We start from the raw sequence: 14722 nt of genomic DNA, 5'->3' as shown, positions 1-14722 counted from the left end.
GGTTTTCAATTCTTGCCGTTTCAGCTTTTGCTTTGTCTTTCCAATATTCAAATTTTTGTTTTAATACATCATCTGTTTGTAATGATTCTAATTGCTCTGTTAATTCACTAATTTCCTGACTTTCTCATATGGACACACACTTTTTAACTATTTTTAATTGCATTATAAACTTGTTGTTGAATTTCATCAAATTTCAAGTAGACTAATTTTCCATTTGTTCTAAGTGCAAACATATGTTTAATTATATCTCTTAAAAGTTTTTGTGAGAATTTAAATTTAATATTATTTTCTTTAAGTTTTGAATCAAACTCTTTATAAATTGAGTATGATACAAATGAAATAAGAATATGAGCCTTTATTCTGGTTTCTAGCCTATGGTATATGGGTCTGATTTTAAGATCAGTTTTTGATATTCTAAATGCTTGTTCTACTGCATATTGATTATTATAGTGTTCTATAATTTCACTTGGTGTTAGTGTAAAATCATTTGTAATAAAACCTTTTATACCATCTAATTTTGAATCATTATCAACTTTTTGATTATTGATATTAAAAGTGATATCACATTTATGATCATCGATGTTAAGATATTTAGCATAGTATGATAGTTTTAAATCTTTTTTTGTGATAGATTTTGAGAATTCAATTTTTTTCTTTAATCTTTCAAGTGCTTTATCTCTATTATGTTTATCTTTCTTAGCTCTTGCCGTTGAATATGAAAGAACTAACCTTTGATTGATATTTATGGATTGTTTATTGTCATTCTCATCAGTATATGGTATATCTTTATTAAATTTAAGTGTATGAGTTACTCCATCATTTAAAAATATCAAGTTTGATATTTGCTCTTTTAAATCATTTGATATATTTTTTATTTTGGCTGCAAGGATATATTTATATCCATTATTTTCAAGATATACTAGATTATTATTGTTTAGCATTCCTCTATCAGCTACAACTACAGGTTTATTTTTTAATTGAAATTTATTTTGAAACTTTTTAAGTACATCAACTAAAGTATGTCCCTCATATTTATTACCCTCATAAACCTCAAAGCTTAATGGATATCCTTGTAGTGTTGTAAACAATCCCAGTTGTATCTGAGGACGTGCTAATTTACCCTCTTTACTAAATCCAATACGTCTAAGATCGTCTTCACTCTCAGATTCAAAGTACAGGGTTGTAACATCATAAAATGTAAATGCAATAGTTTGGTTCATTTTTGCATAAGTATGATCAAATACACATTTTTCAATTTGTAGTTTTAAATTCTCTTCATAAAGTGTATCTAAAAATCTATAGATAGCATTTTTATCTACACTCTCTTTTTTAAAATATTCAAGATAATCAATCAAATATAATTTACTACCAGGATACAGTAATCTTGATACAACAAGATTTTTAAACATCTGAAGTCTTTTACAATCCAAATCTACACTAGAACATCCCAATCGTTCAAATAATTTTCCATAGATTAATTCATCACCTATTGGTATTAAATCATTATTTCCAAGTTCTATGAATATTAACTCTTCATTTTTATTTTCATCAAATAAAGTAGGATACATTTGTTGACGCAGTTCTTCTAAACGTTTATTTGCAACATCTAAATAAATTTGTAAATCTAAATCATTTTTTACACAAGCAATAGTTTCTATAACCTTATATTTCCTATGAACTCTATCGATAATCTGAATACTGATTGTTCCACTACTATTTTTCTTCTGTCTAATATGTAAACTCATACTAAAATTGTAGCAGGTTTTAGACTATAGGACACACACTTTTATGAATTTTATAGTCTATAAAGCCCTTTAATAAGGGATATCACTTTTAGAAAAATTGATTTTTGATAAAAATGAGAAAGTCAGGAGTGTTCCTACAAATAAATACCAAGGTGATAAGCCTTTAGAAGATGTTAAAATTATTTCTATTTCAATTAAAGAGTAAATCAAGTTTTTCTTGATTTACCCTTGAGCTTAAAATTATAAATTATCCAAAAATTTTATTTAAAGTAACTCCATCAGCATAAGCAATTATTTGTTTTTCAAGGTTTTCAATTCTTGCCGTTTCAGCTTTTGCTTTGTCTTTCCAATATTCAAATTTTTGTTTTAATACATCATCTGTTTGTAATGATTCTAATTGCTCTGTTAATTCACTAATTTTATCTTCTAATTCACTTCTTGTTTCATCAGAATATACTCTTAATTGAGATAATTTCTTTTCATCATCAAGTTCTATTTGTAATAATTTTTCTTTTAGTTTTTTATTTTCTATTCTTAAATCACTATTTTCTCTATTTAGTTTAAGTGCTGTGCTAGAATTATTATTCTTTTTATATAAACCTATTTCTGTTTTTAGATTTTTGTTTTCTAATCTGTATTTCTCATTACTATACATATATTTATCTACATTTCTTACAGATTGTTCTAATTCAACTTGAAGATTTTGTAATTTAAATCTCAAATCATTTATTAATTGATTTTGTTCTAAGCTTCCCTCTTTACTTCTAATAAATATATCACTTTTATCTCGCATTAAAGCTAATTGAATTTCTCTTTTTTTATTTAACTCTTTTGTAATATCTTTTTGAATTGAAATAGCGCCATTCATTTCACCATTTTCACCTAATGTAGGAAAAACATGAGCATCACAGGTATAATGCGTTTTATCTTTTTTAATATTTTTTAAATTTCCATGCCAAGGTTTATTATTTAATACTTTTGCATATAAATCTGTATATATATCATTTGAAACATCTGGAAACTTTAAGGATTTGAATTCTTTACCTATTAATTCACTATCACTATATCCTGAAATATCACAAAAAAGTTGATTTACATAAGTTATGTTTAATCGTGCGTCAGTTTTTATTACAATATTATTTGAATCTAAAATCTCTTTATATTTAGTTAATTCGTATTGTTGTTGTTTTAATAAAAATTCTTGATATAAATTACTTGCAATATCATTTAAAAAAGATAATAATTTTCTAATATCAATTGGTTTAATAATATATTCTTGAACTCTAAGTTTAATAGCATCTAGAAGAAATTCATTATCTGAATAAGCAGTTGCAAATATAACAGATATCTTACTATCGATATTTCTTATTTTTTTAACCATCTCTATACCATTATATAAAGGCATATTTATATCTGTCAAAACTATATCTATTGTATCTTGATTTTCTAAAAAGGTTCGAAGACCTTCTTTCCCATCTTTTGCAACTAAAACTTGGGAGAAAAAATTTGCTAATAGTTGAGATAATTCATTTCTGATTATGTCATCATCTTCAACATATAAAAGGGTTAATCTTTTTAACAAATTTTTATCTATACTCATAAAATCACTTAATTTTAATTTTTTTAATCTCTTAATTCTTCTTTTGCAACAACTCTTTCAATATCCATAACAACTAGCATTTGATTATTATCAAGTCTTACATAGCCTTTTAAATATTTAGCTGGAATTGCAGATCCCATTTCAGAAACTGGAGCTAACATTGTAGTATCAAGTCTTTGAACATCATCAACTAAATCAACGATAATTCCTATCATTCTTTTATCTTCTGTTATTACTGCAATTACAGAAGTATTTTCATCATAAGTTCCAGGACCTGTATTAAACTTAATTCTAATATCTAAAATAGGTACAACTTCACCTCGAAGATTAATTAAACCTTTAACCCATTTTGTTGTATTTGGTAAAGGAGTTATATTATCTGGATATGTTAATATTTCTCTAATTTTTGGTAATTCAATTGCATACTTCATAGCGCCCAATTCAAATGTCATAAATTCACTTGTATTAGCATAATTTATTACTTTAGTATCATTATTTTCCATAAAACATTCCTTTTTATTAAGACAAGAGATTAAACTTGTTTGCTATTATTTTACCTACTGTAAACTTAAATCTGATTGTTTTTCAACTTTATTTAAAATACAAGTTCCAATGTACTTTGGCGTTTGAAGTTTAATTTCATCACCAATGTTTAAATCTTCTAAAGAAATTATTTTATTATCTTTAGAAATTTGAACAAAACCTTTTTTATCTTTTTTATCAGGATGATTTAATTCAAAATTTGTTTTTAATAAATCTATTTGATTTTGAGTTTTTACTAAAAATGATGAATAAGAATTTTTAAAAGTATTATGTAATAAATTTAATTCATTTGAAGAAGATAAAATTTTTTGTGATAAATCTGTTTTAAATGATGATTTTAAAAGATTTATTTCTGTTTGAATATAATTAAATTTAGTATCAATAGAATTTTGTTCCATCAATCTTTTCATATTTGAAAGTTCTTGCTCTTTTGAAAATAAAATATTCTTTAATCTATTATTATATTCATTTACTAAAGAATCTAAATAAATTCTATGTTCATTTATATCAGGAAGAGCAATCTCAATTGCATTTGAAGGAGTTGCAGCTCTAATATCAGCTACAAAATCAGAAATCAAATAATCAACTTCATGTCCAACAGCTGAAATAATAGGTGTTTTAGCTTCATAAATAGCATTTGCTACAATTTCTTCATTAAATGCCCATAAATCCTCAATACTTCCGCCACCTCGACCTACAATCATAATATCACAAGCTAAGCTATCAGCAAATTTAATAGAGTTTGAAATATCACTTGCAGCACCCTCACCTTGAACTAAAGTAGGAATTAAAATAAATTCAACTAAAGGCCATCTATGATTTGCTACTTTTTTCATATCTTCAATAGCAGCACCTGTTGCAGATGTAACAAGAACTATTTTTTTAGGATATTTTGGAAGTGGCTGTTTGTAATTACCATCAAAATAACCCTTTGCTTCAAGTTTATTTTTTAATTGTTCAAAAGCAAATGCTAAAGCACCCTGCCCTGATGGTTCAATTTTATTACATAAAAGTTGATAATTTCCCCTTGGAGCATATACAGTTATATTTCCATTGATTACAACTTTTTGTCCATTTTCAAGCTGAAATTTTAGATATTTTGTATTACCTTTAAACATAACACATGATAGTGTTGAGCTTTCATCTTTAATTGAAAAATATATATGTCCTGAGTTATGGTAAGTAAGATTAGAAATCTCACCTTCCACGTAAACTTGGATAAACGTTGTTTCAAGAAGTGATTTTATTTGTACATTTAAAGTAGATACCGAAATAGGATTATTCATTTTTGCCTTTCTTTAAAATGAAAATTGATAGGTTTTTAGACTATTTTTTAGAAGATTCAAGGCGAAATAATATTTTTATGAAAGAGCATACTAAAGTATGTGACTGAATAAAAATATCATTTCAACGAAGAAGATTCAAAAAAGAGCTAAAAAACTATAATTTTCTAGCTATGATTAAAGTTGATATATTCATTGAAAAAGCTTTTACATGAATTGGCTCAAGCCCTGCAAGTTTAAGCTCTTTACATAAATTTTCAGTTGTTAAAAATTCATCAATTGAGTTTGGCAAATAAGTATATGCTTCTTTATTTTTTGAAATCATTCCACCTAAAACTGGCAAAACTTTATTCATATAAAAATCAGTTACATGATCTAATAATTTCTCTTTTTTATTTTTTGTAAACTCTGAGATTACAACTAAACCATCTTTTTTTAGAACTCTTGCAAACTCATCAAAAGCTTCTTGTCTTTGAACTACATTTCTAATACCATATGAAATAGAAATAATATCAGTACTATCACTTTCAAGAGGCATATCAGCAGCTCCTGCTTCAATGAACTCTACTTCTGGAAGTTTTTTCTTACCAACTTCCATCATTCCAACACTTGGATCAACTCCAACTATGTTTTGAAGATTGATTTTATTTTCATTTGCAACTTTTTTCCAAAACAGAATCATATCTCCCGTTCCACAAGCAACATCTACTATTTTTCCTATATCTTTTTTACCATAAAAATTAAAAGCTAAATTACAAGCTTTATTTCTCCAAGATTTATCAATTCCCATTGATAAAACTCTATTTGCAACATCATAAGTCCCTGCAATATCATTAAACATTGATACAATTTTTTCTTGTTTACCCATTTTATATTAATCCTATTTTCTTATTTCTATAAAAGATATTTACCTATTAAAATTCCTACAATCAAACCTATATTAACAGCAACTGCAATTGACATATATGAAAGTTTTTTATCTGCATATGGCAGTTTATTTATAATATCCTCTTGATGTTTTAGTGTTGTTTCAAAATTTTGAGTAGAGCTTTCTATATTTTCAACAGCTCTTTTTAATGCAATTTCTGAAAATTCCATTCGTTCAACAAGCTCTTTAGCTTGTTTAAAACTCATATCACTCATTTTTTAATTTCAATCCATCTATCTAAATCACAAAAGATTTTATTTAATGTATTTAATACATAATCTTTTGCTTCTGTTTGTATTCTTCTAAAAAAGAGATATTTTCTTGCACTTTCAATATCTCCCATCTCTTTTGCCTTAATAGCTTTTGCGCCAAAATCAGTGTTATTATAAGCCATTTCCCAAACTGTTGAGCCTAAATATCTACTCATTGTAATTACTTTATCGTTTTTTACAGGGAAGTATTTTGGATTTTTTGCAAAATCACAAATAACTGAATTGGAATCCAAATACTTATGTCCGAAAAAATTAATAAACTGCTCATTATAATAATCTTCATCCATGGAAATTGCTCTATTTAAAGCAAAAATAATATTTTCTTCTGGATTTCTTTCGATTTTTCTAATCTTTTTCATAGTACTAATGGCATTTTTCCCATCAAGTTCACCATCACCTAAGGGAATAATCCACTTAATATTTCCAAAAGAACCTACTTTTTTTATCTCTTCAAGCACTAAAGATGAAGTTTTATTTCCACCTACATCAACAATAACTTCGTGATTATCATCCATTAAAATTAACTCATCAAGCTCTGATAATTTATTTGTTCCTAGCATTCTTTTATTTACTATTTCAGTTCTTGTAAATGATCTTGAATCATTATTTTCATCATCAATTTCGATATATGTGATTTTTTTGCCATGTTTTTTGTATAAGTATGGAGCTATAACTTGCATCGCAACTGTAGATTTACCTACACCACCTTTTGTTTGTGGAATTATAATCATCAATTAGACCTTTGGATTTCGTTTCATAAATTCAACAATTTTGCCATGAAATCATAAATAAACTTTATTTAAAGAGATTTCATAACCATATAGTGCAATTATTTTATCGTAATTTTTATTAATTCCATATACTGTGAATGACTGTATATACTAATATAAATCAAACTCATATTAACTCAACAAAAGCCTCTGAGATAAATAGTTTTGGATTATTACAATATTTTTTTATTTTAAATGCACTTTGCGCTTTTCCTTCTTCTATATCTATTACCATCATTTGTAAGATTGATTTACAAGAGTTTGGAACTTCAAAATGTCCACCAATTCCAGTTGTTGCTTTTTGAATTGGAATTTTACTATCCATACCTATTACATTATCTCTACAACCTGTAAGTCCAATATCAGTTAAATATGCTGTATTTTCATAAATTTGTAAATCATCAGTTCCAACATGTGTATGTGTTCCACAAATGGCACTTACCTGATTTTTAAACATCATTAACATAATTCTTTTTTCACTTGTTGCTTCACCATGAAAATCTATAAAAATATTTTTGATTTCTTCTTCTTGAAGTTTTGATACAAGTTTTTTAGCCCAGTTGAAAGGATTTTCAACAGTTGGCATTGCAAATTGTCCCATAAGATTTATTACAGCTAATTTTTCAATTCCATTAGCAGTTTGTACATCACAAACTTTCATTCCAGATCCAACTAAACCTTCAGGATAATTATCAGGTCTTAATACATTTGCAGTTTCAAGTAAAACCATCATATCTTTTTTCTTATCAAAACTATGATTTCCACCTGTGATAATATCAATACCAGCTTTTAAAAGCTCCGAGCAAGATGTTGTAGTAAGTCCAAAACCATGACTTGCATTTTCACCATTTGCAATAACATAATCTATTTCATACTCTTTTTTTATTTTTACTAAGTTTTCTTTTATTATTTTTCGTCCAGGTCGACCTACAATATCACCTATAAATGCAATTCTCATTAATCTTCTTTATTAATTTTTTTGTAATTGTATAAAAATAAACTTTTATTCATCTTTGATAGGTCTATATTTATTTAACTCTTTAGCACAAACAAAGGCTTCACTAAAGGCAATTTGAAAATTAAACCCACCTAACTCACCTGTGATATCTAAACATTCTCCAATAAAATATAAATCTTTTTGCTTTAAACTTTCAAAACTATTATGATCTATTTCATCTGTATTTACGCCACCTTTGGTAACTTCTGCTTTTGTATATCCAAAGTTTCCAGCAGGTGGAAATTCATAATATTTTAGTCGTTTTAATTTTTCTTTGTCTTCATTTGTTAATTTTGAGATACTTTTATCTTCTAGTTCAACAGAAGCTAAAAATTCTTGCATAAATCTTTTTGGAAGTGGTAGCGCTGTTGAAATAATTTTATTTCCTGTTAAAAAACTCTCTAATTTTTTCTTAGGTAAAAAATCAATTGCAATTTTTCCTTTTTTCCAATAAAGAGAAGTTGTTAAAATAACTGGACCTGAACAGCCTTTATGGGCAAATAAAAGTGAGCCTTCGAAAGTTTTTCCTTCTACAAAAGTATGAACAGGTGCTGAAAGTCCTGAAAGGTTTTTAAACCAAAACTGCTCTTTTTGTACTGTAAACCCTACAAGTGCAGGTTCAAGTTTTTCTATTGTATGCCCAAACTTTTTTGCAATATCAAAAGCAATTGATGAAGCTCCTAACATTGCATATGATAATCCACCACTTGCCACCACAAGTTTTTTTGCTTCTATTAGTTTTGTATCTGTTTTTATTTTGTAATGATTATTAAATTCCACATCTAAAACTGTAGTATTTAAATATTTTTTTATATGAGTTGTGAGTTTTGTAAACATATCTATAACATCTTGAGAAGAGTTACAAAAATATGTTCCTTTTACAATTTTTGGATTAATTTTAGGAAATACGCCATTTTTATTTAAAAAGGTTAATAAATCATCTTTTGAAAATTTTTCTAATAACTCTTTTACAAAATTCCTATCACCTAAATAATTCTTAGAGCTTACAAGTTCATTTGTAATATTACATTTTGCTCCACCTGAGACTTTTATTTTAGGAGCTAATTTTGCATTTGTATCAATAAGACAAATATTTTTGTATTTATTTTTATCAAGATTAGAAGCTAGCATTAAAGAACTAGCTCCAGCTCCTATAATTGCTATATCGTAGATACTTCATCCTTTTTACATATAAATCTATTTATACCATCTATGTGTTCATATTCTAAAGTATAAGCATTTGCTTTTAAAATATTATGAACTATATATAAACCTAAGCCAAAAGAATCTTTTGATTTATCTTCATTTGAAGAAAATGGTTCAAAATAGCTTTCCAATGGATTTTCTAAAATTTCACCTTGATTTTCAAAAATTATATTTTCATTTTCATTTTTTATGATTACTTCTTTATTTGGCGAATATTTCACAGCATTATCTATTAGATTTTTTATTGCAATTGAAAATAATTTGAAATTTATTTCAAGTTTTTTATTTTCAAATTTTCCTATTACATGTTCATCTTCTATCATTAAAATATCTTTTGCATTATCAATAATATCTTCTAAGAAGTAAATCTTTTTTTCTATATTTTTTGAAGAGGAAATCAATTCTTCTATTGAGGCAAATTCATTTATCAAAGATTCAAGTCTTGAAAAAACTGATTTTAATTTTTCATTATTTTCTTCATTTTGTTCAAGTTGCGTTAAAAATTTACCTTTTGTAATAGGAGTTTTAAGTTCATGCATTATATTTCTTATAAAAATATTTCTAGCTTCTTTTAAGCTTTTTAATTTTAAAGCAGTTTTTTTGAACTCCATTCCTAGAAGAGAAACTTCATCTTTTGAGTTACTATTACAACACTCAAAATCAAAATTTTCATCACCTAAGGTTTTTACTTTGTCTTTTAGTATTTTAAGAGGTATTAGTTTTCTAAGAGTTATTAAATAAACTAGAATAATTGTAATTAATAAAATTGAAAAAACTAAAGTTATATAAAGTAAAGAATTACTATTTGAGCTACTATTATCACGAATTAACAAGGTGTCATTTCTTTTTTTTATGTAAATATAATTTGTATTATCTAAACTTAATACTCTAAAAATATCATTAAACTTGGGATGATTTTTTTCTACTAATACTTTCGTTTTAGGATTATATGTAATAGCATTTATTTTTCCAGTATCCAAAAAAAGTGTATATTCTATTTCTTCAAGATTTTTTAAAAAGTTTTCATCAAATCCAACTCTTTCTTGTCTTGCAAGCATTTTGATTACAGGAATATATTTATCTAAAAGTTGTCCCTCTTTAGCTCTATAATCATGTGTAACTAATACTACAAAACTAGCTATTACTAATAATACTGATATTATAAAACTTACAGTGATTGTAAAAAATATTGATTGTCTATTCATTGTGTAAATTTATACCCCATCCCTCTTATTGTATGTAAATATTGTGGTTCTTTTGAGTTATCTTCTATTTTATGTCTTATTCTATTTATAAGAACAGCTAAAGAACCTGTACTTTCATAATCTTGATTTAATATATCTGAATTTTCAAATATATCTTCCCTTGAAATTATAAAACCTTCTCTTTTAATAAAAAGAGATAATACCTCAAATTCACCTGCTGTTAGTTTAATATAAGTTCCATTTTTTGTAATTTCTCTTTTATCGCTATCTAAAATAAAAGTTTTGTTATTAGTTTCTTCTTGTACATTTGAGTGATTAAATCTTCGTAAAATTGTTTTAATTCTAATTTCTAATTCCCTTGGATCATAAGGTTTTGGTAAATAATCATCTGCTCCTAATTGCAAAGCTATTACTTTATCTGTTATGTCACTTCTCGCACTTGAAATTATAATTGGAATATTAAAATCTTTTACTATTGCTTTACAAACATCTAATCCATCCATTCCAGGAAGAGTTAAATCTAAAATAATTAAATCGTATTTATTTATTCTCAAAGATGAAAGAGCCAAAAATGGCTCTTCATAGTTGGTAACTTCCATATTAAACTGCTTTAAATATTGTGTTAGAACATCTGCTAATTCTAAATCATCTTCTATCATTGCAATTTTTATCAAAATCTATCCTTTTAAATAGTCCCTATTTGAAAGGAACCTAATCATTTTCAATTTACTTTTAACGGTATTTATAAAAAATCTTATAATTTTTTATCCATTTTTTCTTTTCTTAAATCCATTAAAACTTTTAATTGTTCTTTTTGTTTTGGTGTTAAAATCGCATAAGATTTTTCTAATATTTCTGCATTAGATTTTAACATATTATCTCTTTTTTCGTTCATAATCTTAATATATTTAGCTTTATCAAAACCATCTTTTGTAAATGCATCATCAAAACTTTCCATGTTAGCTCTATTTTCAAGTACAATTTTTTCTATTTGTGCATCTTGTTCAGGAGTTAAATTTAATCTTTTAAATATTCCTATTACTGATCTTTCACCATGCTTTCCACCTTTATCCATAGAACCTTTTTTCATCATACAAGATGAATTTCCATCTCTTTTCATTTGCTCATTTCCTGCAAATAATCCTGTTGCTAAAAGTGTACTTAACGCTAATCCTGATATCATTTTATTTCTTGTTGTCATTTTAAATCCTTTTTAATTTTGGTATTTGAAATTGTTACATTATTATTTTAACCATTTATAAATTTTATATTAACGAAAACTTAATCAAAGTAAAAAAGAAGAAATTATTTTTCTTTTGATATAATATATACTTAAAATATAATATTAAGAATAATAACTATGAAACTATCAAAATTTATTAATAAATTCATTTTTTCTATTGCTTTTATATGTACTACAGTAGTGTTCTTTGTATCTATTTTTTTCCAATATATGAGCCATAAAAAAGACATTCAACATATAAAAAAAGAATTTATTCAATACAAAAAAAATGAATTAATAAAAGAAATCCAAATTATTTATAATTTAGTAGATCAAAATAATAATATGCTAGAAGAACTAACTAAAAAATTACCAGCTAATAGTGATATAAAAGAAATAGAAAAAGAAAATAGAAATAACATATTAAATTTACTTGCATCATATGTTGTAGGTAAAGATGGTTATATCTTTGTAAATACATTAGATGGAAAAGCTTTACTTTGGGATAGAAAAAGACTTGAACCTGCAATAGAATATCCTGATAAAGAATTATTACAAAAACAAATTGATTCATTAAAAACAGATGGTTTTTTATTTTACAAATTTAAAAAGCCAGATACAATAAAAGAATTTGACAAACTAGCATTTGTAAAAGAGTATGAAAAATATGGTTGGATTATAGGAACAGGTGCATATTTAGATGAAATTGAAATAGAATTAGCTAGAAAAGAAGCAATTTTTAAAAAAAGTATAGAAAGTGAAATTATAACTTTATTGGCAATTTTTATTCTAATTTTAATTGTTATTTATATAATTTCAAAAAAATTATCAAAATATATAAAAGTAAATATTCAAAATTTGACCTCTTCTTTTGAAAAAGCATCTAAAAAAGATATTAAAATTAATACCGATAATTTAACCTTTAAAGAATTTATTTCCCTTGCAAATAATTTAAATAGTGTTTTAGAGAATAAAATTGCTACAAAAAGAACATTACAAGACTACGTAGATATTGTTAATGAAAATATTATAATTTCATCTACAAATAAAGAAGGAATTATTACAGATGTAAGTGAAGCTTTTTGTAAAATTTCAGCTTATTCAAGACAAGAACTAATTGGACAAAACCATAGTCTTATAAGACATCCAGATACTCTTGATTCATTTTATAAAGATATGTGGGATACATTACTTAGTAAAAAAGAATGGAAAGGTGAAATTAAAAACAAAGATAAAAACAATAATGACTATTGGGTTCTTGCAATAATAAAGCCTGTAATTAAAGATGATGAAATAGTTGGATTTACTGCAATTAGAACAAATATTACAGATAAAAAACATATTGAACATCTGTCTATTACAGATGATTTAACACAACTTTTTAATAGAAGATTTTTTAATGTAAAAATAGATAAAGAAATAAACAGAGCAAAAAGAGAAAATAGCTATTTATCTTTTTTAATAATAGATGTAGATTATTTCAAAGACTATAATGATAATTATGGACATCAAGCAGGAGATGTAGCTCTCATAGAAGTTGCAAATGTTCTTAAAAAATATACAAATAGAAGTAGTGATTTTGCATTTAGACTAGGTGGTGAAGAGTTTGGTATTATTACAAGACTTGATAAAGACAAAGTCATTGAATTTGCAAATAATATAAAAAATGAAATAGAATCACTTCATATTGAGCACAAAAGAAGTAAGGTCTCAGAACATTTAACTATTTCAATAGGAATTGCATCAAGAATAGGGTTTGAACTTTTAGATACTAATGCTTTATATAAAGAAGCAGATGATTCTCTATATGAAGCTAAAAATAATGGAAGGAATTGTATTTTTATACAAAAATGAAAATGACAATACGAATAGGCACTTTTAATTTATACCAATTTGTTGAACCTCCTTATTCTTGGTACACAAAAAAAGAAAGATTTACTCCTTTACAATGGATAGAAAAAACAACTTGGATAAAAGAGCAAATCACAAATATGAATTGCGATATTATTGGTTTTCAAGAAGTTTTTTCTAAACTTGCATTAAAAGAGTTAGTAGGCGACTTAGGGTTTAAATATTTTAAAACAGTTGATAATGCAAGAATCAGTAAAAATAATGATAAGATTTATATAAGTACAACAGTTGCAATTGCATCAAAATATCCTATTAAAAACTTAAAAAAAGTAGATATTGATTTTTTAGCTTTAAAAAAACACTATTATGAAGGTTTTTTCAAATTTGCTAGGGAACCTATTAAAGCTACAATTTGTTTAGAAGATGAAAAAGAACTAGATGTTTATGTTTGTCATTTAAAATCAAATAGAGATAATGAGTTTGAATATATTTTCACAGAAAATTCTTCAATGGATGAAAAGATAGAAAAAGTTTCAAAAGCTTTAAAAGAGAATTATTCTGTTTCTTTAAAACAAAGGCTTTGCGAAGCTAGTTCACTCTACTCAAATATTAAAAGAACAAAAAGACCAGCAGTTTTATTAACAGATTTAAATGATAAAGAATTTTCTTTAACTATTGATGCTTTAACAAATAGAAAATATCATGAAGAAAAAAGAAAAAATGATAGGTTTTTACTTTTAGATGCTTATCATCTTCATGAAAAAAAAGTTTATAATCCTCATCCAGAATTTAAAGGTGTAAAAAGAACACCAACAAGCTATTTTGCAGGAAAAGGAAATGTACTTGATTATATTTTTGTTTCAAATAAATTTGATAAAAAAGCAAAAGATAATATAGCAGAAGTAACATCTTATGAAGTGTTGGATAAACATTTACAAAAAAATCAGAATGGTTCACTTCTAAATAGTGACCATGCTCAAGTTGTTTGTGAGATTAAATTTAGATAAAAAAATAAAATTAGATAATAAAATTTATATTAATGTAAAAACCCCCTTTTTACACACTTGGATTTATTATAATTCTTTCATAATAAATTTTGC

Annotated in this window: 14 protein-coding genes; 2 read left to right on the top strand and 12 right to left on the bottom strand. The window is 25.5% G+C overall.

What is annotated here, in order from left to right; translation table 11 throughout:
- Positions 1-143: 143 nt before the first annotated feature.
- From AACT_RS03500 to AACT_RS03445, 12 genes are all read right to left on the bottom strand, one after another.
- The gene (locus AACT_RS03500; protein WP_172124149.1) at positions 144-1745 is read right to left on the bottom strand and encodes an IS1634 family transposase; all 1602 of its coding nucleotides are present in this window, start codon (positions 1743-1745) and stop codon (positions 144-146) included.
- 247 nt (positions 1746-1992) lie between these two features.
- The gene (locus AACT_RS03495; protein WP_172125003.1) at positions 1993-3345 is read right to left on the bottom strand and encodes a response regulator; all 1353 of its coding nucleotides are present in this window, start codon (positions 3343-3345) and stop codon (positions 1993-1995) included.
- Between the two features lie 23 nt (positions 3346-3368).
- The gene (locus AACT_RS03490; protein ID WP_172125001.1) at positions 3369-3848 is read right to left on the bottom strand and encodes a chemotaxis protein CheW; all 480 of its coding nucleotides are present in this window, start codon (positions 3846-3848) and stop codon (positions 3369-3371) included.
- 54 nt (positions 3849-3902) lie between these two features.
- Complete coding sequence (gene xseA / locus AACT_RS03485) at positions 3903-5174, bottom strand: exodeoxyribonuclease VII large subunit (RefSeq protein WP_172124999.1); 1272 nt, start codon at positions 5172-5174, stop codon at positions 3903-3905.
- Positions 5175-5328: 154 nt separating this feature from the next.
- Positions 5329-6039, bottom strand: a complete 711-nt coding sequence (gene ubiE, locus AACT_RS03480) for a bifunctional demethylmenaquinone methyltransferase/2-methoxy-6-polyprenyl-1,4-benzoquinol methylase UbiE (RefSeq protein ID WP_172124997.1) — start codon at positions 6037-6039, stop codon at positions 5329-5331.
- A 26-nt stretch (positions 6040-6065) separates the two neighbouring features.
- Entirely contained in the window at positions 6066-6305 is a 240-nt protein-coding gene (locus AACT_RS03475) for a hypothetical protein (protein ID WP_228720531.1), read from the bottom strand.
- A gap of 5 nt (positions 6306-6310) precedes the next feature.
- Positions 6311-7102: a P-loop NTPase family protein gene (locus AACT_RS03470; RefSeq protein WP_172124993.1), complete on the bottom strand. Its 792-nt coding sequence runs from the start codon at positions 7100-7102 to the stop codon at positions 6311-6313.
- Between the two features lie 166 nt (positions 7103-7268).
- Positions 7269-8099: a TIGR00282 family metallophosphoesterase gene (locus tag AACT_RS03465; protein WP_172124991.1), complete on the bottom strand. Its 831-nt coding sequence runs from the start codon at positions 8097-8099 to the stop codon at positions 7269-7271.
- A 45-nt stretch (positions 8100-8144) separates the two neighbouring features.
- On the bottom strand, positions 8145-9269 hold the full coding sequence (locus AACT_RS03460) for a BaiN/RdsA family NAD(P)/FAD-dependent oxidoreductase (protein WP_216658218.1): 1125 nt from the start codon (positions 9267-9269) through the stop codon (positions 8145-8147).
- 29 nt (positions 9270-9298) lie between these two features.
- Positions 9299-10549, bottom strand: a complete 1251-nt coding sequence (locus AACT_RS03455) for an ArsS family sensor histidine kinase (RefSeq protein WP_172124989.1) — start codon at positions 10547-10549, stop codon at positions 9299-9301.
- Entirely contained in the window at positions 10546-11223 is a 678-nt protein-coding gene (locus tag AACT_RS03450) for a response regulator transcription factor (protein ID WP_172124987.1), read from the bottom strand. The genes AACT_RS03455 and AACT_RS03450 overlap by 4 nt, the downstream gene beginning before the upstream one ends.
- Positions 11224-11303: 80 nt before the next feature.
- Positions 11304-11750 (bottom strand): Spy/CpxP family protein refolding chaperone, encoded by a 447-nt coding sequence (locus AACT_RS03445; RefSeq protein ID WP_172124985.1) that lies wholly within the window; start codon positions 11748-11750, stop codon positions 11304-11306.
- A gap of 159 nt (positions 11751-11909) precedes the next feature.
- On the opposite strand from AACT_RS03445, the gene AACT_RS03440 reads away from it, so the two are divergent.
- Both AACT_RS03440 and AACT_RS03435 read left to right on the top strand, forming a co-directional pair.
- Positions 11910-13625, top strand: a complete 1716-nt coding sequence (locus AACT_RS03440) for a diguanylate cyclase (RefSeq protein WP_172124983.1) — start codon at positions 11910-11912, stop codon at positions 13623-13625.
- The gene (locus AACT_RS03435; protein WP_228720530.1) at positions 13604-14629 is read left to right on the top strand and encodes an endonuclease/exonuclease/phosphatase family protein; all 1026 of its coding nucleotides are present in this window, start codon (positions 13604-13606) and stop codon (positions 14627-14629) included. Before AACT_RS03440 ends, AACT_RS03435 begins: the two co-directional genes overlap by 22 nt.
- The last annotated feature ends 93 nt before the right edge of the window (positions 14630-14722 follow it).

It is taken from the genome of Arcobacter acticola, assembly GCF_013177675.1.
GTDB classification, from domain to species: domain Bacteria; phylum Campylobacterota; class Campylobacteria; order Campylobacterales; family Arcobacteraceae; genus Aliarcobacter; species Aliarcobacter acticola.
The sequence above is the reverse complement of the archived record's forward strand: the minus strand, read 5'-3'. Positions and strand labels throughout refer to the sequence as shown.

Excerpts from the sequence above, each read along its gene's own strand:
- ubiE (WP_172124997.1), bottom strand. The coding sequence starts at position 6,039 with ATGGGTAAACAAGAAAAAATTGTATCAATGTTTAATGATATTGCAGGG.
- xseA (WP_172124999.1), bottom strand. The coding sequence starts at position 5,174 with ATGAATAATCCTATTTCGGTATCTACTTTAAATGTACAAATAAAATCA.
- AACT_RS03475 (WP_228720531.1), bottom strand. The coding sequence starts at position 6,305 with ATGAGTTTTAAACAAGCTAAAGAGCTTGTTGAACGAATGGAATTTTCA.
- AACT_RS03455 (WP_172124989.1), bottom strand. The coding sequence starts at position 10,549 with ATGAATAGACAATCAATATTTTTTACAATCACTGTAAGTTTTATAATA.
- AACT_RS03470 (WP_172124993.1), bottom strand. The coding sequence starts at position 7,102 with ATGATTATAATTCCACAAACAAAAGGTGGTGTAGGTAAATCTACAGTT.
- AACT_RS03440 (WP_172124983.1), top strand. The coding sequence starts at position 11,910 with ATGAAACTATCAAAATTTATTAATAAATTCATTTTTTCTATTGCTTTT.
- AACT_RS03465 (WP_172124991.1), bottom strand. The coding sequence starts at position 8,099 with ATGAGAATTGCATTTATAGGTGATATTGTAGGTCGACCTGGACGAAAA.
- AACT_RS03460 (WP_216658218.1), bottom strand. The coding sequence starts at position 9,269 with ATGCTAGCTTCTAATCTTGATAAAAATAAATACAAAAATATTTGTCTT.
- AACT_RS03495 (WP_172125003.1), bottom strand. The coding sequence starts at position 3,345 with ATGAGTATAGATAAAAATTTGTTAAAAAGATTAACCCTTTTATATGTT.
- AACT_RS03490 (WP_172125001.1), bottom strand. The coding sequence starts at position 3,848 with ATGGAAAATAATGATACTAAAGTAATAAATTATGCTAATACAAGTGAA.
- AACT_RS03500 (WP_172124149.1), bottom strand. The coding sequence starts at position 1,745 with ATGAGTTTACATATTAGACAGAAGAAAAATAGTAGTGGAACAATCAGT.
- AACT_RS03445 (WP_172124985.1), bottom strand. The coding sequence starts at position 11,750 with ATGACAACAAGAAATAAAATGATATCAGGATTAGCGTTAAGTACACTT.